Origin of the sequence: Hymenobacter sp. J193, assembly GCF_024700075.1 — a bacterium.
Taxonomy (GTDB): Bacteria; Bacteroidota; Bacteroidia; order Cytophagales; family Hymenobacteraceae; genus Hymenobacter.
In genome coordinates this window covers 1-19,005 of the sequence record NZ_JAJONE010000007.1, presented here as the reverse complement: position 1 = coordinate 19,005, position 19,005 = coordinate 1, and the positions used below count along the sequence as shown (strand labels likewise).

The window sequence follows — 19,005 nt, the reverse complement described above, 5'->3', positions numbered from 1 at the left end:
TTTTGACATACAGCCTTGGTTGTCAAAAGAAAACGTGTGCATAAGGCAAAGAGAAGACAATGCGGCCGGAGGCTAGAATGCATCAGCCAACGACTGCACGCGCAGGCGCTGCCGCAGCTCAGCCGCAGAGGTGCTGGCGGCGGGGCGTAAGATTACCCGACGGGCCTGGCCGGGCAGCAGGTCGAAGTAGTTGTCCTCAAAAAATCCGTCACCCTGCGCCAGCGTCAGGTTCACGTCGCGGACCAGCTGTTTACTTTTCAGGGTAAGCTGAAAGGTGCTGTCGCTAAGCTGCTTCCAGGTGGTGGCAATGCGGGCCGCCGGCAGGTTCATATCCTTGGGCGGGGCGAAATAATGGGTGTTGGCAGTGAGCATCGTGCCATCCGCCCCCTGCACCTCACAGCTCAGCACCACTTGCTTAGGGTCGTGGCCCTGCAGGAGCTTGGTGCGGGGGATATCGAGGTACGATCTGCTGGCCAACGGCTCGATCTGCAGGGCCCGAGCTTGCTTGTACAGCACCTTGCCGTTGAAATCCAGCAGGCGCACCTGCAGGCGGGCCGGCACGGCGGCCGTGCGGTCGGATACCACGTAGAAGCGCACCGTGTCGCCTTCTTCGTGGGGGCTGACCAGCACCGGGGCGTAGAAGCGGCGGGCGTAGTACTGCAGGGCTTTCCAGCGCCCGTAGTAGTCGATGGACGACCAGGAGGCGCCGCCCCAGCAGTCGTTGAGCTGCCAGTACAGTGAGCCCATGACGCGGGGGCGGTTGCGGCGCAGGTGCTCGGCGGCCAGCTTGATGGCGTGGGCCTGCAGCACCTGGCTTACGTACAGAAACGCGGGAAAATCCCTGGGCTCCCGGAAGTCGCGGCGCAGGTATTCGAGCAGGCGCGGGTTGCCGGCCTGGCTGCGCTGATGCTGGCGCATCACAGGCGAGGCAAGGTCGAAGTCGGCGGGCTGGGCGTACTGCTGCACGGATTTCAGCTCCGGAAACGACTGGAAGCCATACTCGCTCATGAAGCGCGGCACCTGCTGCTCGTAGGCCGAAAGCGGCTCGGTGCCGGCCCAAACGGCCCAGTAGTGCATGTCGCCGTTGCGCTGGCGGCTGGCCAGATCTTCGTAGTTGGCCGAGGGACTGGAGGGCCAGTACAGGCGGCTGGGGTCCTGCTCGCGCAGCACGGTGGGCAGCAGGTCGTTGAACAGACGCAGGTAGTCGCCCCAGACCTGCTTTTGGTGCGCTGCCCCGATGATGGCGGGCATATTCCAGTCCTGCCAGGCTACCTCGTTTTCGTTGTTGCCCACCCAGATAGCCAGGCTCGGGTGGTGGCGCAGGCGGCGCACCTGGTCGGTGGCTTCCTGGCGCACGTTGCTGAAGAAAGCGTCGTCGCCGGGGTAAAAGGTGCAGGCGAACATGAAGTCCTGCCAGACCAGCAGGCCCAGCTCGTCGCAGAGGTCGTAGAAAACGTCGTTTTCGTAGATGCCCCCGCCCCACACGCGCACCATGTTCATATTGGCGTCCTTGGCGGCCTGCAGCAGTTGGCGGTACTTGCCGGGCGTCACGCGGTTCGGGAAAATATCAGCCGGAATCCAGTTGGCACCCTTGGCAAAGATGGGGAGGCCATTGACCACGAACTCAAACGACTTGCCGTATTGGTCCGCCTGCCGGCGCACTTCCAGGGTGCGCAACCCGATGCGCTGCGAGGTCTTATCCAAGGTCTGTCCGTTGAGGATCAGCTGCGCCGTGACCGTGTACAAGGGCTGGGCCCCGTAGCCGGCCGGAAACCAGCGCTGCGGCTTTTCCACTTGCAGCGGCACCGTCAGCACGTGGCGGCCGGGGGTCAGCGAAACGGTTTGGGTGATGGCGGGATGGGCGAGCTGGCCGTCAGCGCCCCGGGCTTCAAGCTGCAGCGTGGCGGTGGTAGCGGCCACTGCTTCGTATTCCACTTCCGTGGTCAGCTCCGCCAGCTTGGGCGTAAGGGTGCGCTGCACCAGGTGCAGGTTCTTGAGGCGGGCCTCCGTCCAGGCTTCGAGCTGCACGGGCTGCCAGATGCCGGACGTGACCAGGCGCGGGCCCCAGTCCCAGCCGTATTGGTAGGGGGCTTTGCGGGTGTAAGGGCTCAGCGGCGGGCCTTTTTCCCCCACCACCGTCATAGACTGCTCGTCGTTGCCGGCATACAGCGAAAAGCCTGCCTTAGCCGGCAGGCCGGCTACTTCGTTGAGGGGGGAGCGGAACCGGACGTGCAAGCGGTTTGGGCCCACGCGCAGCTGCGGCTTCACGCTGGCCCGCCACTCCCGGAACATGTTGTCGGTGTGCAGAACGGCTACTTCGTTGAGCGTGACGTCGGCGTATGTGTCCAGCCCCTGGAAAACCAGCTCCAGGTTGGTTTGCTGCAGGGTTTCGGGGGTAACGGTAAACGTGGTTTCGTATTCCCAGTCCACCTTGCCAATCCACTGCAGCTGCAGCTCGTTGTCGCGGTAGAGCGGGTCCGGAATCTGCCCGGCTGCCAGCAGATCGGTGTGTACGCAGCCCGGCACGGTGGCCGGGGTCCAGGCCTCTTTGCCTACCTGCCGAAAGCGCCAGCCCGAGGTCAGCGCCTGCGTGGTTTTAGCCGCCGGGGCAGCGGGCTTCGCCGGGCCGGCCAGTGCGGCTACGGCAAGCCCAAGCAGGGGTACCATAAGTAAGCGGCTTAGTAGGTAAGGAAGGTGAAACAGGGAAGAAAGCATATCAGTGGTTGTAGGCTTCGGCGCGTAGCTGCAGACCAAGTAAAGGCGGCAAATCCTTGACTTGCAGGATCACGGTTTTCCGCTCCCCCGGCAGCAAGGTAAAGTAGCCGGCCGAGTAAGTGGCGGGCAGCACGGGTCGGCCTTGGGTCGTCTGCAGGCTAAGCGCTACGGCCACGGCGGGTACAGTGCCGGGGTTGCTGACTTCGTAGGTCAGCGGGTGCGTATTGGCCGGAGCGGGCAGCAGGCGGGTTTGCAGCCGCGCGGCGGGCAGGGTGTTAAACACCTGAAAGTCGGCGCCGGCCACGTGCTGCCAGTACTCGTTTTCCGACACCACCTGCCCCTGCTCGTTAAGCAGCCGCAGGCGCGTCAAATACACCGGCGGCAAGGTAGCGGGCGGTGCGGGCGTAAAAACTGGCGTCAGCTGGTTGGCCGGGGCAAGCGCTACTGCGCGGGTTTCGGTGCTCAGTTGGCGGCCTTGGGCATCATAGCGGGCGTACTGCACCCGGGCGTGCTGCAGCGGCTTGAGCGTCGTGTTGACGATGACTACTTGCCCATCATCGAGGTTTTGCTGGATATGCACCGGCTCACAGGCTTTCTGCGCCCCGTAGTACGCCCCGTGGGTGGAGTAGTCGCTGGAATACAGCTGCCAGATCATGCTGGGCCAGGCCGGGTGGCTCATCCACAGCAGCACGCCGCTGGTGTTGCGCCACAGGCGGCTGTTCCAGGCCTCGAAGATGGCGCGGTGACTGTCGTAGTTCAGCAGCTGCACTTTCCGGGCAAAATCGTCGAGGCTGGCGGGCGCGCCGTAACGCCGGGCTACGTCGGCTAGATACGCGGGCTGCTGGTGCTCGGCGTGCAGGTCGTGGTAGTACCAGGCATCGGTGATGGGCCACTCATCCTCGGGCGGCAGAAACCGGCGGATGGCCGCTGCCCCAGGCACGGAAAAGGTGCCGATTTCGGTGGTGAAGCCCCGGGCGTTGTGGCGGAAGTAGTCGGCCGGGTCGTGGAAGTAGTGCCAGGGGCCGCTGGGGCGCAGGTTGAGGTTGCGGGAGTTGGGCTGGTAGTAGCGGGTGCCGTCGTCGTTGGCCACGAGCAGAGCCAGGCTGTCTTCCAGGGCCGCGGGGGCGTAGCCTTCGTTGCGGGGGCACCAGAGGGCAATGCTGGGGTGGTTGCGGAAGCGCCGCACCACGTCGCGGGCGTTGGCCAGGAACAGGGCGTTATCCGTGGGCTCCAGGTTATAGCCTTCGGTGGAAAGCCAGAAGTCGTTCCAGATAAGCTGCCCGTACTCGTCGGCCAGGGCGTAGAAGTCCTCCTCGGTACTTTCCCCGGTCCAGTTACGGATCATGTTCAGCCCGGCTTGCTGGTGCAGCTGAAAGTACGGCTCCAGCCGGTCGCGCGACACCCGCTTGAGCGCATCATCCATCCCCCAGTTGCCGCCCCGGCAGAAAATGCGCTGCCCGTTTACCTTCAGCACCAGGTAGGGCGCGGCGGCTGGTTGGGCCACCGGCAGCAAAGCCGTTTGGTCGGCTCCCGGGCGCAGGCGGGCCACGAACACTTCGGGCTCCACTTGCCGGCGGCTTGCGTTGTCGAACAGCACCTGCCCGGCCTGTGCCCGCAACGGGTTGAACTCCACCCGCTGGCCGATTTCGGTGGGCATGTCAACGGTCATTTCGTAGCTCAGCTCCCGCACCCCAAAGCGCACCGCTTGCGCGTCAGACGTAGTACCGTTGGCCTCCGTGACTGTAAGCGGCAGCATGTACATCGCGGGCCGACCATAGCCGTTGGGCCACCACAGCCGAGGCTTCGTCAGGCGTAGCGCCTCAAAGTCGGCAGCGCGGAAAATTACCTGCTGGCTACCCCTGGCCGGCACGGTCACGTGCTGGCTGAATGAGCGGCCTTCCAGCTGGCCCGTTACCGTAACGCGCTGCGCGCGGCGGCTGACGTTGTGCAGGGTGGCGCGCACGGTCAGCTCGGCGCGGGTCGTGTCGGGCAGGGGCAGGTCGGTAATGACCTGCGGATCGAGCAGTGTAACGGAACCAGTGAAGCGCAGGCGCACGGGCTGCCAGAGGCCGGTATTCCGGTCCCGGATGCCAGGCATCCAGTCCCAGCCTTCCGAGGCAATGAACGTGGGCCCATCCTGGGCCAGCACCCCGCCGTTGGGCCCCTGCCCGCTCCGGGCCGACTCCTCGTGCGGGCGGCCGGGGTGCGGCGGGGGCTGCACGCGCACCGCCAGCACGTTTTCCCCGTGGGCGCGGAGCAGCTTGGTTGCGTCGAAGCGGCCACGGCGGAAAGCACCCTTCATGGAACCCAGCCGGTGGCCGTTCAGCCAGATATCGGCCGCGTAGTTGATGCCCTCGAATACGAGCCAGGCCCGGCGGCCGCGCGGACCTTTTGGCGCCCGGAAGCGCAGGCGGTACCACCACGCCTGGCGGCTGAGCGTGTCGGGAATGGCCAGGTTATTCAGGCCAAAAAACGGGTCGGGGTATACGCCCTGCTCTACCAGCGTGGTCAGCACGATGCCGGGCACAGTGGCGTTGTACCAGCTGCCCGTATTCAGGCCCGGCCGGCTCACCTGCGCCGCCGGGGTACTGACATCGTTGGCCGAAGCCAGTTCCCAGCCCTCGTTTAGTTGAAACCCATCTTCCGCTAACGGCGTCAGCAGCGCCCGCGCGGGCACTTTGGCTTTGCGCACGGGCATCACCACGGCCGTGCGGGAGCGGGGCAGCGTGGCCGGGTCCTGGGGGGCGGTCAGGCCGTGGTTGAGCTTGCCTTGCTGGGCGTAGGCGGGCACCAGCAGCAACCAGCCCGCCAGCAGCCCGACACTTCGCTCCCAGGCGTTGCAGCGCCTGGATACACTCGCTACCATCAGCGTACGGCGGCTGAGCCGCTGGGAGTGGCCCCCGACGGGCCGGGGGCGGCTGGTGGCACGGGCGCAGAATGACGTCGGGCTGTGTGGCGCTGGGTCTTGCCGCTGGGCTTGGCCGTGAGGATGAGCACGCGCTCCTGCCGGGGGGCCAGCGTGAGGGTGGGAAGCGTGAGCGTGCCCGCCTGCCGCCGCAACCCGCTTACGGGCTGGTACTGCCGGCTGGTGGGCTCGAAGGATTGGGCCGTAAGCCCCCGGCCGGCCGGCTCGGGCAGGGTGGGCGCCGCGGTAATGGGAGCCAGGCTGGCATTGAGCAAATACACGAAATACTGGTCTCCGCAGCGCATGCCGAAGCTTTGCAGGCCGCCCGCGGCCACGGTAAAGGGCTCAAACTCGCCCTGGCCGGCGGCCAGCATCCGGTCACTGATGGCGCGCACGCCCCGGAAGTAGGGCGTCATCTGCTGGTCGTCGAACAGCTCCCACCACCAGGTCATGGGCAGAATGGGCGTGGCACTGAACAGGCCGTACCAGAGGCCGCGCCGATAGTCGTAGTTGAAACCGTCCTTGTAGGCGGGGTCGGCGTCTTCCCAGCGGTAGCCAAACTCGCCCACCACGTAGGGCTTGCCGTAGGTCTGAATATAGTTGGGGTAGATGGCCGGAATCTTCTCCGTGTGCTTGTAGATGTGCTTCTGGTGGAAGTCGAAGTAAGCCACCGCGTTCAGGCCCAGGATGTCGCGGTGCGAGATGCTGGTGGTCACCAGGTGCTGGTAGGGGTCAATGTCCTTGAGGTAGCGGCTCATCTCTCCGTGCCAGAGCGTAATGGCCTCGTGCGGAATCAGCACGCTGTCCTGCTGGGTGAAGGCAGCGTTGTCGACTTCGTTGAAGAACTCCCAGGCGGCAATATTGGCGCTGTAGCCCCAGCGGGCCACCACGTAGCGCAGCTTGTTCTTGTACTTCTCCCGCGCGGCGGGCAGGGTGAAAAACTCGGTGGGTGTGCGGGCCGGGCCCCCGTTCAGCTGGTTGTAGGGGCTGTTTTTCCAGCCGCCCTGCTCCATCAGGTGCCCGTGCCAGTCGAGGGTGAGCATGAAGTACAAGTTCAGCGAGTCGGTCAGACTCACCAGCTCATCCATGCGCTTGATGGCGCCGGGGTGGAAGTAGGCCGGGCTGTTGGCGTAGCGCCTGGTGGAGCTGACGTTCGGCCACTCCAGCGGCAGGTTCCAGTAGCACATCCAGGTGCGGAAAAAGTTGGCGCCGTTTTGGGCCAGGGTGGGCAGCAGGTAGTCGTAGGTGAACTTCTGGTCTTCAAACGAGCGTGACTCCCAGGCCACGTTCTCGCCCACGCCCCGAAACAGCGTCCCGTCGTCGAAGCGGAACGTGTACAGGTTGTGGGGGTGCAGAAAGCCCGGCTTGCGGCCCGCCCCGACCGAAAAGGGGCTAACGGTCAATTCCACGGTGCCGGCCTTGCGCGTCAGGCGAAAAATCCCGGCGTAGGATCCGGTTTCCTGGGGAGCAAACCGCGCTTTCCAGGTGGAGCCCGTGCCTTCGTTGCGCTCAAAGTAGCAGGGCAGCACCACGGGCCGGCCGGTGGGCGAGGTCAGCACCAGATCCAGCGTCACCTCGCGCTGGTCATAGGCATTGCGAAACTGCTCGGCCACCGTAATGTCCCACTCCGCCTTTTCGTACTGGCGCACGGGGGCCGTCAGCAGCCGCGCGCCTTGGAGTACGCCCTGGGCATAGCCCGGCCGGGCCGACAGCAGCGCAAGCAGCGTCAGCAGCAATAAACCGCAGTTTTTCATGAAAATATGTTTCTGGTTTCTAGTTGCTTGTTTCTGGTTGATCAACTAGCAACCAGAAACAAGCAACTAGAAGCCCTATCGTTTCGGCAGTTCGTCGCGAGTGAGCACGCGCGGGTCGCTGTAGAGGCGCTTGATGGTGTCCTCAGCGTTGTTTTCCTGCACCAGCTCGGCCCAGGCCATAAAGAACGTCCAGCGGGGCTGCTGGGCCAGCACTTCCGGGGTGGGCAGCTTGGCGCACTCCCCAATAGCCATGGGCTTGTCGCCCACGATGGGCAGGATGTAGTCGTACCAGGATTTGTCGAAGCCCTGGTCGTACACGTCGAAGGCAAACACGTCCCAGTACTGGGGGCCGGGGTTATAGGCGGCGAAGTCCCGGCTCATGTCCTGCATATCCCAGACCCAGATGAGGTTGGTCAGGCCCTTGGTGTTGCGCAGGTAGTCGTGGGTAATCTGGTAGAGGCGGGCCGTGCCGTTGGGGCCGGGGCGGCCGCCCCACCAGAACTTGCCCTGGTTCATTTCGTGCAGGGGGCGGAAGAGCACCTCCACCTTCTTGTCCTTGAGGTACTGCAGGTAGCGGGCCACGTCGTCCATGCGCAGCTTCCAGGCCTTGTTCAGAGGCGTGCCGTCGGTAATGAGCTCCGTCCACTGGGCATCGGTAAGCAGCTGGTTGAGCAGGCCGGGGTCCCAGCCGCAGGGCTCCCCGGTGGTGGGCGGGCAGGCGTGCCACATCAGGTTCACCACGGCCCCCTGCTGGTACTGGCGCTCGGCTTCCTTGATCATGTCCCAGCGGTGGTCGATGTCGCTCTGGGCAAACAGGAAGTCCCCGCTCCAGAGCGCGGGGTACTTGCCCGTCACGCGGTGCACGTAGTCGGTCCACTTGGTGGGCTCGGCGGTGGGCTCCTTGTTGTGCTGGCCCGAAAGCGTCTGCTGGCCGGAAATCTGCTGCAAGTAGGGCAGCACCCGCGGGGCCTGGGCCGCGCAGCTGGCCAGTAGGGTCAGATGCAGAAAAAGAAGCGTAGTGCGAACAACAGAATGCATGAACTGAAAGATGAGAAAGGACCGGAGAATAGCAGAACCCGGCGGGGAAAGTCGAAAAAAAGTTGGGCGCGGCCCCCCGGCCCCGCCCAACCGAAAACTAGATTTTCTGGAGGGTGTACCAGGTGGTTTTGGCCCCGCCCAGCTCCATCTTGTTGCCCTCGCCGTTCCAGTCGATGTCGTAGGGCTGCACGTTGAAGGGCATTTTCATCACGGACTTGTCGAAACTGAATTCCAGCGTGGCCGTTTTGGTCTGGCCGGCCTGCCCGGGGTTGAAGGTGATGGTGTTGTCGGTGAAGTCCCGCACCCAGGTGCCCTGGCCCTTGGGCAAGCGCCGGAACTTGTAGCTGTAGTCGGTGCCCTTGAAGTTGAAGTCGGCGTACGCGTTGTCGGGGCCGGCCTTATGGTCGTAGGTGCCTTCCAGCTTGCCGTCGGGCTGCACGCCGGTTACCTTGAACTCGATGGTGTTGTCGTTTTCCTTGCTGGCATCGGCAATGTTGTCGGCCACTTTCTTGGTGCCGCTCCAGCCCCAGCTTTCCCCTTCGCCAATGAAGTACTGGAACTGCAGGTTAGTCACCTTCCACGTCCCGTCCATGTCCGACTCGTACTCCTTGATCTGCACCTTCCACTCCCGGGCCTGGCCGGTTTCGGAGGTCACGGAGTAGGTTCGGATGCCATTGCTGGCCGCAAAGTTGGTAGCCACCCCGGAGGCAGGGTCTACTTTGGCTTTGTAGGAGGTTTCGATGCGGGGAACCACGCTGGAAAGGTCGGTGCCCTTCACCACGTACACCGTCACGGTGCCCTCGGTGGGCGTGCGGGTAATTTCAGCCACCCCGATCTGGCCTTTGTCCAGGGTGAAGTTGGTGATGGCGCGCTCGTTGCTTTCCACGCCTTCAAAGGGGTCCTGGGTGCAGCTGTTCAGCAGCAGCAGGCCCGGCAGCAAACCGGCCCAGAGCCGGAAATTTACGGATATATGCATGGTGGAGGGTGATTAGAGGTTGGGATTCAGGTCCGTTTCCCGGGTCGGAATCGGGTAGAAGTAGGCGTTGCCGGGCTGGATGGTTTTGCCGTACTGCTGCACCAGCACCTGCTCCATCTGGTGGGTGCGGCGCAGGTCGAACAGGCGGTTGCCCTCAAAGGCCAGCTCCCAGGCCCGCTCCTGCAGCACGGCGGCGCGGAAGGCCGCCGGGCTCAGCCCCTCGGTTAGGTTGGGCAGGCCCGCCCGCTGGCGGATCTGGTTGATGGCGGCGTAGCCCTCGGCCGTGGGGCCGCTGGCCTCGGCAAAGAGCAGCACCACGTCGGAGTAGCGCAGCACCGGCGTGTTGGCGCTGGTTTGCTCGCCCACCTGCTTGGGGTCAAGGTATTTGCGGGTGAACGGGCGGCTGTAGCCGGTGATGCTGAGCGTGGTTTCCTTTTTGCCGATGTAGACTTTGGAGGGAATCAGCTCGGTTTTGCGCTTGTCGGTGTCGGCGAAGCTGTTGTAGATGGCCGGCTCCGTCACGAAATGGTTGTAGCCCGAGCGGACGCTGGTGCTGTCGTTGAGCTTGAACACGGCCCCGTCGATGTAGGGAATGAACATCAGCGGCAGCTTGGAGAAGTTGCCCTCCGAGAGGCCCGAGCGGTCCGTAGCCACGGCGAAGATGTGCTCGGGGCCGTTCTTCTTGTCCACGTCAAAAATGGCTTTCAGGTCCGGGTCGAGGCCGTAGCCGGCCCCGCCGCTGAGCACGTTGCCGGCGTAGGTTTTGGCCTGGGTGTACAGGGCGTCGGCATTGCCCACGAACTCGTAGCCGGGGGAGCTGGTGCTTTTGCCCGAGGCCTGGGTGAGGTACACCTTGGCCAGCAAGCCCCAGGCAGCCACTTTGTTGGCCCGCCCGTCGCGGCGGGTGGCGTCCATCAGCTCACTGGCTTTCTTGAGGTCGGCCTCAATCAGCGCGTAGATGTCCTGCAGGCTGGCTTTGGGGGAGTTGGCCTGGTCGAGGGACGTGACGGGCTCCGTTTTCAGGGGCACCTCGCCGAACAGTCGCACCAGGTTGAAGTAGTGCAGGGCGCGCAGGAAGTAAGCCTCGCCCACGATCTGGTTGCGGTTGGCCTCGCTCATGGCCGCAATGCCGGGCACGTTGGCAATGACGGCGTTGGCGCGGTTGGCCCCGATGTAGGCGTAGCGCCAGGCCGTGGTCAGCTCGGGGTTGTCGGCGCGCACGGCCAGCTTGTCGAACTCGAAGTTGCTGGCGCCGGCGTCGGGCTTAAGGGTGATGTTTTCGGTGGGCAGCTCCGTGACCAGGATGAAGTTGCGGGAGTAGTACTCAATTTCCGGCAGGATGGAGTAGGCGTAAATCAGCGCCGCGTTGGCGTCGGCCTCCGTCTTGTAGAAGTTGTCGGTGGAGTTGAAGCCGTAGGGCTCTTCCTGCAGGGAGCAGGCCGTGAGCAAAGCCAGCGCCCCGGCCAGGCAAAGTTGTTGGGGGAGTTTCATGGGGAAGGCAGTTGCGAAACTTAGATACCAAGGTTTACACCCAGCGAGAAGGCGCGGGGGCGCGGGTAAGAGCCCCACTGCTGGCCGTTGGCGGGCACTTCCGGGTCGAAGCCGGTGTGGTACTTGGTGAAGTTGTAGAGGTTGTTGCCCGAGAAGTAGATGCGCAGACTTTCAATGCCCTTCACGAAGTTGGACTTGAAGTTGTAGCCCAGCGTCACGTTCTGCACGCGCAGGAACGAGCCTTTGGTCACAAACCAGTCGGAGCCGTAGTAGGCGCGGTTGGCGTTTACGCTGGGGTACTCGTTGGTGGGGTTGTCGGGCGTCCAGCGCTGGAGCTGGGCGCTGGGTGAGAACTTGCGGAAGTCGAACACGTCGTTGCCCTGCACGCCGTAGAGCTGGGCCGAGAGGTCGAAGCCGTGGCTGCTCACGCTGGTGTTGAGGCTGTAGAGGAACTTGGGGTTGGGGTCGCCGATGATGGTGCGGTCCTTGTCGTCCACCACGCCGTCGCTGTTCAAATCCACGTACTTGATTTCGCCGGGCTTGGCCATGTCGCCCGTCAGGCCGGCGGCCTGGCCTTCCTCCACCGTCTGAATGATGCCGTCGGTTTTGTAGCCGTAGAAGACGTTGATGGGCTCGTTCACGATGAAGGCGTTGAGCGGGGCGCGCAGCATCTCAATGCTGCTGCCGTTCCACACAAAGTTGTCTTCGCCCATGCTCAGGAGCTTGTTGCGGTTGAGGGTGAAGTTGCCGCCCACGCTCCACTGCACCGGCCCTTCCAGGATGTTGGTGCTCATGCCCAGCTCAAACCCCTTGTTTTCAATTTCCCCGTCGTTGATCCACAGCCGGTCGTAGCCGGAGGACGGGGTGATGTAAGTTTGCCGCAGCAGGTCGCTGGTGCGCTTGTAGTAGTAGTCGGCGCTCAGCGTCAGGCGCTGGTTGAACAAGGCCAGGTCGAGGCCGGCGTTCAGCTGAGACGTGGTTTCCCAGCGCAGGTCGGGGTTGGGCACGCCCTCCCAGATCTTGTTGTAGCCGTCGTAGCCGAAGGTGCCGGGCCCGAAGCCGGTCTGGAACTCCCCGCCGGTGAAGTAGCGGCCCGAGCCCAGGCGGTCCAGCGTCTGGTAGGGGCTGATGCCCTGGTTGCCGGTCAGGCCGTAGCTCAGGCGCAGCTTGGCTTCCGTCACGGCGGACACGTCGCGCAGGAAGCCTTCTTCGTGCAGCTTCCAGCCCAGGGCCGCCGACGGGAAAAACGCCCACTTGTTGTTGGCTCCGAACTTGGACGAGCCGTCAGCCCGGCCGGTGAAGGTCAGCAGGTACCGGTCGAGCAGGGAGTAGTTCACCCGCCCGATAAAGGAGTTCAGCAGGGATTTGGTCTGGCCATTGGTGGCAAACTGGGTTTTGGCCGTGTTCAGGCTCTCGTTGCGTAGGGCATCGTTGATAAACCCGCGGCCCTCAAGCCGGGACGTGCGCACCGTGAAGTTTTGCGTAGTGTAGCCGGCTACAATATTTAAATTGTGCACGGTGCCAATATTTTTATTGAACGTGAAATAATTCTCATTCAATAATTCATTGCCATTGTAGTTATCAATTACGCCGTAACCATTAAATAAATAGCCGGTGCCGGTAATATCCCGGGGCTCGTACACGTCGCCCACCGAGTTGCCGTATTTATCACTTACCTGGGTGCGGAAATTCAGCCAGCTGGCAATATCCCAGCTCACGAACAGCGTGCCGAGCACATCAATGGTTTTGCTTTTATTCAGTACCTCATTGGCGTAGGCAATGGGGTTGCCAAAATCCCGCGGGCCAATCTTAAAGTAGGTACCGTCGGCGTTGTAAATCGGGAATACCGGGGAGCGGTCAGCCGACAAGCCCCCGCCGTTGCGCTGGGTGTGGGTCAGAATCAGGTTCACGCCGGTCGTCACATTGTCGAGCAGCTTCTGCTCCAGGTTCAGGCGGCCGTTGTACCGGTCGTAGTAGTTCTTGATGGCCAGGCCTTCTTCCCGGTAGTAGTTGCCGGACACCGAGAACTTGGTTTGCTCGTTGCCGCCGCTGCCCGTGAGCGTGTAGCTCTGGGAGAAGGGGTTGCGGTACACCTCATCGGGCCAGTAGGTGCGGGTCGGCCACTTGGGCTTGTTGGGGTCCTCGCCGCGCAGCTCGGCCACCGAGGGGTAGTAGGTGCCCAGGTAGTCCTGGCCGGTGAACAGGGGCGTGAGGCCCGCGTTCTGCCGCGCTTCGTTGTCGATAACGGCCACGTCCACCGGGTCCGACCACACGTCCAGCTTGCTGGGCAAGGTGGAAATGGTGTTCAGGGTGCTAAGGTTGATGCGGGTTTTGCCGGCCTTGCCTTTTCTGGTGGTCACCAGAATCACGCCGTTGGCGCCGCGGGAGCCGTAGATGGCCGCCGCCGAGGCATCTTTCAGCACCTCAATGCTTTCGATGTCATCGGGGTTGATTTGCTTGAGGTTGCCGGCCTCACCCCATGGGTAGCCGTCCACCACCAGCAGCGGGCTATTGGAGCCGTTGATGGAGCTGGCCCCGCGGATGCGTACCGTAGCGCCTGCGCCGGGCTCCCCGGACGGCACCACCACCTGCACGCCCGCAATCTTGCCCTGCAGCAGCTGGTCCACGGACGAGGCCGGGGTTTTGTTCAGGTCGCTGCCTTTCAGGGAAGCTACCGAGCCGGTTACGTCGCTCTTGGCTACAGTGCCGTAGCCAATGACCACAGCCTCATTCAGCAGATTGGCGTTTTCCAGCAGCGCCGCATCGGCCACGGCCAGGTTCTGGCCGGCTACTACCGTTATGGCCATTTTCAGGGTGTTGAACCCCACAAAGGAAATCACCAGGTTGTGGCTCCCGGCGGGCACATTCTGCACCGTGTAGGTACCATCGGCATTGGTAGAGCTACCGAGCGAGGTGCCCTCCACAAGGACCGTGGCACCCGGTATCCCCGCCTGCTTCTCGTCCAGCACGCGGCCGCTCACCGAGCCAGTCTGGGCGTAGGCCGTACCAACAGTCGCGGTACACGCCAGCACCAGCAGCAAGAGCAGCTTGCCGGCCAAGGCGCGGCACCCAAGCCCGGCGCCGGCTGGCCAAGAAATCCATTGCAGCCGCGGTTGCGGGCTGCGGTGTGGGAAAGGGTAGTGTTGTCGCATATGCGTAGGATCAGGTGTTTTTAAAAAGAAGTGGGATTTACTTCAGGCAGAAAAAATATCATCATCTAGGGTATAGTATTAACTGCGGCAAAAGCTGATACTTTATTTATTGGCTTATCTAATCCTTGGTTATAAATAATACTCAAATTTATCAGCCTGTTAACCAAGTAAATAATACTTTTTATCAATTAATTATCACAATAAAATAATTGCCGTTCATAAACCACTTTTCTCTTATAGTAGCGAGCTAAGACGATTTTAAATTCACTCAATCGATTCCTGGTAGTCCGCACACGATTGCACTAAGCGGGCACTGATTCCTTTAGCAGGTGCAGCCGGGCCGCTTCCTTTTTGCAGCGCTCAATGACTTCCAGACAGGCCCGCATATTGTGGTAAGGGCACTTCCAGAAGCCGACCTTGTCCTGGTGCGTCATAGGCTGATAGTCGGCCTCTACGCCCCAGTGCCACTCCCCCTGGGCATAGTCCAGCAGGTGCTGCTGGGCAAAAAGCCAGGCCCGGCGCGAGTGGCGCAGCATCAGCTCGTCCTGGCTCAGTTCATAGGCATTTAGAAATCCCACCATCGCCTCGGCACTCACCCACCACTCGCGGTGCAGATCTAGGTGGCCGGTGCGCCGGTTCAGCTCGTGGGGCAGGCTGCCGTCGGGCAGCAGGGCCGCCGCCGTGGCCTGGGTCAGGAGCCGGCCCGCCGCGTTTATCGGCGTCAATAGGTCCTCATCGCCCAGCACCTCGGCGGCCTCGCGCAGCAGCCAGGCGGCCTCAATGTCGTGCCCGTAGGATTCCAGCTCGGCTACGGGGTGCCAGTCGGCGGTGAAAAACAGGCGCAGGTGCCCGGTTTCCATGTCTACGATGTGGCGCAGAAACGTGGAAAGCAGGCCGCGCAGCTGCGCGCCCAGCCCGGCGTCCGGCCAAACGCGGTACAGGTTGGCGTAGGCTTCCAGCACATGTAGGTGGGTATTCATGGTTTTGGGCGCTTGCAGGTCCTTCTCACTTAGGCGCATATCGGCCAGCGGCTCGCCCCGGCGGCCAAAGGCCTCGAAGTAGCCGCCGTGCCCGGGGTCGAAGCTGTGCTGCTCAATCCAGCGAAACAGCTCCTGGCTTACCTGCAGGGCCAGCGGGCACTGCGTGGCGCGGTGGTATTCGCTGAGCCCGTAGATGGCAAAGGCCAGGGCGTAGATCTGCTTGCGCGTGTCCAGGGGCTGGCCCTGGGCATCGAGCAACCAGTAGATGCCGCCGTACTCGTGGTCGAGGAAATGGGCCAACAGGTAATCTAGGGCCCGGGCGGCCGCGGCGCGGTGCTGTTCCTGCCCGGTATGCCGGTACACGGCCGAAAACGACCACAGGATGCGGGCCTGCAGAATACCCCCCGACCAGCTGTGGCATCTACTTCACCATTGCTGTGCATGCGGCCAATGAAGTTCCCGGCGGGGTTTACCGCCTTGGTCAGCCAGAAATCCGTGAGGCGCGCCAGCTCAGCTTCGGCTTCCTGCTGGTAGGCAGCCAGCTGCTGCAAGCGTACCTGGAGGGTGTGCGGGCTCATACCGTTACGCCGTTATAATGCGGGGTGGCTGTACGCGGAGCGCGGTTCAGGTACGCCTGGTTCTGGTCGATGAGGTTGTTGATCTGGCGGACCGAGGCGGCGGAGCTAAACTCATCGGCGGGCGTGTGCAGGGCGTAGTCCACGAGCTGCTCCACGGTGGTGGTGGCTACGTGGGTGCGGGTGTCGGAGGAGGCGTAGTAAATGAACACGGTGCCGTCCTCGTCCAGAATCCAGCCGTTGCTGAACACCACGTTGGACACGTCGCCTACCCGTTCCTCGCCTTCCGGGGCAATGAAGTAGCCGCCCGGCTTGTGCAGCACCTTGGCCGGCTCCTGCAGGTCGGTCAAAAACACGTACAGCACGTAACGCAGGCCGGCCGCCGTGTTGCGCACGCCGTGAGCCAGGTGCAGCCAGCCCTGGGCTGTCTTGATGGGTGCGGGGCCCTGGCCGTTTTTCGCCTCGTACACTGTGTGGTACTGCTTGCCGTCCACAATCCACTCCTGGTCGACCACCGCGTTTTCCATTGAATCGGTCAGCCCGAAGCCGATGCCGCCGCCGGCGCCCGCCTCAATAAAGCTGTCCTGGGGCCGGGTGTAGAGGGCGTACTTGCCTTGCACAAACTCGGGGTGCAGCACCACATTGCGCTGCTGAGGCGAGGGCGTGCGCAGGTCCGGCAGCCGCTCCCAGGAAACCAGGTCGCGGGTGCGGGCAATGCCGCACTGGGCCACGGCCGCCGATTCGTCGCCGGGACGGGCGGCGGGGTCTTTGCGCTCGGTGCAGAACAGGCCGTAGATCCAGCCGTCCTCGTGCTGCACCACGCGCATGTCGTACACGTTGGTGTCGGGCTCCGCGGTTTTGGGCATGGTGATGGGCCGCTCCCGGAACACGAAGTTGTCAAGGCCGTTGGGGCTTTCGGCCACCGCAAAAAAGGATTTGCGGTCCAGCCCTTCCACCCGGGCCACCAGCAAGTATTTGCCTTCGTGCTTGATGGCGCCGGCGTTGAAGGCGGCATTAACGCCCAGCCGCTCCATCAGGTAGGGGTTGGTGCGGGGGTTGAAGTCGTAGCGCCAGCTCAGCGGTACGTGGGCGGCCGTGAGCACCGGGTGCTGGTAGCGGGTAAAGATGCCGTTGCCCAGGGGCTGTGGCTTGTTGGGGCGGGAAAGCAGCGACGACTGGTGGTTTTCCAGCGCGTGGAGGCGTTGTTGAAATAAGTTTTCCATCAGAAAACGACTGGGTGAAGCGAGTCTTATTGCTTGGTAATCTTGAGAGTATGCACCCGCTGGGCGCTCTGCACGCGCAGCAAATACAGGCCGGCGCGCAGGCTGGCCAGCGGCAACCGGCGGGTGCTGCCGGAGCCGGCGAAGGTGGCCACTGTCTGGCCCGTGCTGGTGAGCAGGGTGAGCTGGGTAGCGGCCGGCCAGGCGGCGCCCAGCGCTACCGTGAGCTGGTCGGTGGCCGGGTTGGGGTAGGCCTGCACGCGCAGGGCGGGGTCGGTGGCTTCGGCCGCGGCGGTGGCCACGCTGCCGTACACGGCCAGCTCCCGGATGGAGAAGCCGTAGGCCGTGCCCCGCGCCGTGCCGCGCAGCTTCAGGTAGCGGGCCGAGGCGTTCAGGTCCGTGTACTCGTTGAACAGGCTGGTATTGCCGGCTACTTTGCGCAGCGAGGTCCAGGTGGTTTGGTCGGTGGAAGCCAGCAGCTCGAAGTCCTTGCCCAGGGCCGTTTCCCACAGGATGGTGAGGTAACTGAGCAGGTAAGTGGCCCCGAGGTCCACGACCAGCTCCTGCGGGTCGGCGTAGAAGGAGCTCCAGCGGGTGGTCGGGTCGCCATCCACGGCAAAGCGGGCCTCATTCGGGGCCTCGGTGGAGGACACCGTGACCGGGCGCTGGTAGGCCAGATTGCCCGCGTTGGGGGTAGCAGCATTCCAGCCGGGCATTTCTTCCCGCGTCAGCACGTTAGCGGCGGAGTACAGGGCCTGGAGCTGGGCGGGGGAATTCTGGGAGAACACCAGCTCCGACCAGCCCATGAAATAGGTCCACTTAGGCTGGGCCAGCAGCTGGGCGGCCGTGGGCAGCTGGCCCAGCTCGCCGATGGCAATGGGCTTGCCGGCCGCCACGGCCAGCATGGCCTCGTACTTGGCCGCGGTCAGCCCGTCCCCGTTGTAGAAGTCCAGCGAAGCCACGTCGAAGTAGTCGGCGCCGGGGCTGTAGTCGGTTACGTCGGCGGGCAGGGTCGGGAAGTCCTGGATGTTCCACACCCACACGATGTTCGACAGGCCCTTCGTGTTGCGCAGGTAGTCGTGGGTTATCTGGTAGAGCTTGCGGGAGCCGTTGGCCCCGGGCCGGCCGCCCCACCAGAAGGCGCTTTGGTTGGTTTCGTGCAGGGGGCGGAAAGCCACTTCCACGCCTCTGCTTTTCAGGTACTGAAAGTAGGGCACCAGCTCATCAAGCCAGGTTTTCCAGCGGGTGTTCAGCACGGTGCCTTCGGTGACCAGGGCCGTCCAGTCGGCATCGGACATGGTGCTGGTCACGCCGCCCGAAAACTGGCAGGGCGACACGTTCTGGGCGGGGTTGCAGGCGTGCCAGGTCAAGGTAACCAAAGCCCCCTGCTGCCACTGCTTTTCCGCTTCCAGAATCATCTGCCACCGGTTGTTGTACTCCTGGAACAGGAAGTCCCCACCCCAGAGGCCGGCATATTTGCCGGTGGCAAACTGCAACTTGTCGGTGTAGAACGTGGGCTCATTCAGCGGCTCCTTGTTATGGATGCCGCCGATGGTTTTCTTGCCGGATATGCTGTACAGGTAGTTGAGCGACTTGAGCGGCGTTTGGGCCGCGGCACTCCCGGCGGCCAGCAGCAACAGCGCCGCCAGCCACTGCCGGGCTGGGCGGACAGTAGAAAAAAATGTAGAAAAAGCAGGCATGGGATGGGAGTTCAGAAAAGCGGGCAGAGTAGCAACCGGCTGATACTATTTTGCAGCTCCCCGCGCGGGGGGAGCTGCAAAACGGGCTGAAAAACGTTTGCGGCAGGCAGCAGTAATTTCCCCTTACCCTTGTGCTGCCGGGGCAAACGCCATAATCAAAGATACCTGGTGCCCGCCCCGCCGGTGTAATGAATTCTTAGCGTTGTCTGGTAGAAAATTAACCCGTCGAAACCCGTCACTTAGTAGTCCGACAGGCGGTTCCACCAGGTCTTTTTCAAAATCACCACTACCACGGCCAGGATGGCCAGCGCCACGAGCATCGGCACCTTCTGGGAAAGCAGCAGGTACATGGGCAGGATGGTGAGGCAGAGCTGCGCGATAATGCCCAGCACCACGTTGAACATGTTCAGCCGGAAATTGCGGTTGGGCTGGAACGCGAGGTCTTCGGCTACCACCAGGGCGTTGATCGGGCCCCAGAAGCCCCAGGGCCGCACGTTGC

The 19,005-nt window shown here is 63.1% G+C and carries 11 protein-coding genes and 1 pseudogene; 1 reads left to right on the top strand and 11 read right to left on the bottom strand.

Annotated elements, in window-relative coordinates; translation table 11 throughout:
- Positions 1-72 precede the first annotated feature (72 nt).
- From LRS06_RS24735 to LRS06_RS24700, 8 genes are all read right to left on the bottom strand, one after another.
- Positions 73-2,667, bottom strand: a complete 2,595-nt coding sequence (locus LRS06_RS24735; RefSeq protein WP_257873899.1) for a glycoside hydrolase family 2 protein — start codon at positions 2,665-2,667, stop codon at positions 73-75.
- A gap of 49 nt (positions 2,668-2,716) precedes the next feature.
- Positions 2,717-5,581: a sugar-binding domain-containing protein gene (locus LRS06_RS24730; protein ID WP_257873898.1), complete on the bottom strand. Its 2,865-nt coding sequence runs from the start codon at positions 5,579-5,581 to the stop codon at positions 2,717-2,719.
- Positions 5,581-7,374, bottom strand: a complete 1,794-nt coding sequence (locus LRS06_RS24725) for a DUF5060 domain-containing protein (protein ID WP_257873897.1) — start codon at positions 7,372-7,374, stop codon at positions 5,581-5,583. The genes LRS06_RS24730 and LRS06_RS24725 overlap by 1 nt, the downstream gene beginning before the upstream one ends.
- A 75-nt stretch (positions 7,375-7,449) precedes the next feature.
- Complete coding sequence (locus LRS06_RS24720; RefSeq protein ID WP_257873896.1) at positions 7,450-8,412, bottom strand: glycoside hydrolase family 26 protein; 963 nt, start codon at positions 8,410-8,412, stop codon at positions 7,450-7,452.
- 97 nt (positions 8,413-8,509) lie between these two features.
- The gene (locus LRS06_RS24715) at positions 8,510-9,388 is read right to left on the bottom strand and encodes a hypothetical protein (RefSeq protein WP_257873895.1); all 879 of its coding nucleotides are present in this window, start codon (positions 9,386-9,388) and stop codon (positions 8,510-8,512) included.
- Between the two features lie 12 nt (positions 9,389-9,400).
- Positions 9,401-10,879, bottom strand: coding sequence for a RagB/SusD family nutrient uptake outer membrane protein (locus tag LRS06_RS24710; protein WP_257873894.1), 1,479 nt, complete (start codon positions 10,877-10,879; stop codon positions 9,401-9,403).
- 20 nt (positions 10,880-10,899) lie between these two features.
- Positions 10,900-14,031, bottom strand: a complete 3,132-nt coding sequence (locus tag LRS06_RS24705; protein WP_257873893.1) for a TonB-dependent receptor — start codon at positions 14,029-14,031, stop codon at positions 10,900-10,902.
- A 302-nt stretch (positions 14,032-14,333) separates the two neighbouring features.
- Positions 14,334-15,374 (bottom strand): AGE family epimerase/isomerase, encoded by a 1,041-nt coding sequence (locus LRS06_RS24700; protein ID WP_257873892.1) that lies wholly within the window; start codon positions 15,372-15,374, stop codon positions 14,334-14,336.
- A 74-nt stretch (positions 15,375-15,448) separates the two neighbouring features.
- Here LRS06_RS24700 and LRS06_RS24695 point away from each other — a divergent pair, with 74 nt between their 5' ends.
- A complete protein-coding gene (locus LRS06_RS24695) occupies positions 15,449-15,607 on the top strand; it encodes a hypothetical protein (protein WP_257873891.1) in 159 nt (52 codons plus the stop codon).
- Here LRS06_RS24695 and LRS06_RS24690 read toward each other — a convergent pair.
- The 3 genes and pseudogenes from LRS06_RS24690 to LRS06_RS24680 form a co-directional block, all read right to left on the bottom strand.
- Positions 15,586-16,809 carry a glycosidase gene (locus tag LRS06_RS24690; protein WP_257873890.1) on the bottom strand — a complete coding sequence of 408 codons (1,224 nt, stop codon included), beginning with the start codon at positions 16,807-16,809 and terminating at the stop codon, positions 15,586-15,588. The genes LRS06_RS24695 and LRS06_RS24690 overlap by 22 nt on opposite strands.
- A gap of 26 nt (positions 16,810-16,835) precedes the next feature.
- Positions 16,836-18,506: a glycosyl hydrolase gene (locus tag LRS06_RS24685; protein ID WP_257873889.1), complete on the bottom strand. Its 1,671-nt coding sequence runs from the start codon at positions 18,504-18,506 to the stop codon at positions 16,836-16,838.
- 239 nt (positions 18,507-18,745) lie between these two features.
- Positions 18,746-19,005, bottom strand: a pseudogene (locus LRS06_RS24680) (sodium:solute symporter); the annotation flags it as partial.

Bases quoted from the DNA above. Each gene is read 5' to 3' on its own strand.
- LRS06_RS24705 (WP_257873893.1), bottom strand. From the start codon at position 14,031: ATGCGACAACACTACCCTTTCCCACACCGCAGCCCGCAACCGCGGCTG.
- LRS06_RS24725 (WP_257873897.1), bottom strand. From the start codon at position 7,374: ATGAAAAACTGCGGTTTATTGCTGCTGACGCTGCTTGCGCTGCTGTCG.
- LRS06_RS24690 (WP_257873890.1), bottom strand. From the start codon at position 16,809: ATGGAAAACTTATTTCAACAACGCCTCCACGCGCTGGAAAACCACCAG.
- LRS06_RS24710 (WP_257873894.1), bottom strand. From the start codon at position 10,879: ATGAAACTCCCCCAACAACTTTGCCTGGCCGGGGCGCTGGCTTTGCTC.
- LRS06_RS24715 (WP_257873895.1), bottom strand. From the start codon at position 9,388: ATGCATATATCCGTAAATTTCCGGCTCTGGGCCGGTTTGCTGCCGGGC.
- LRS06_RS24735 (WP_257873899.1), bottom strand. From the start codon at position 2,667: ATGGTACCCCTGCTTGGGCTTGCCGTAGCCGCACTGGCCGGCCCGGCG.
- LRS06_RS24730 (WP_257873898.1), bottom strand. From the start codon at position 5,581: ATGGTAGCGAGTGTATCCAGGCGCTGCAACGCCTGGGAGCGAAGTGTC.
- LRS06_RS24685 (WP_257873889.1), bottom strand. From the start codon at position 18,506: ATGCCTGCTTTTTCTACATTTTTTTCTACTGTCCGCCCAGCCCGGCAG.
- LRS06_RS24720 (WP_257873896.1), bottom strand. From the start codon at position 8,412: ATGCATTCTGTTGTTCGCACTACGCTTCTTTTTCTGCATCTGACCCTA.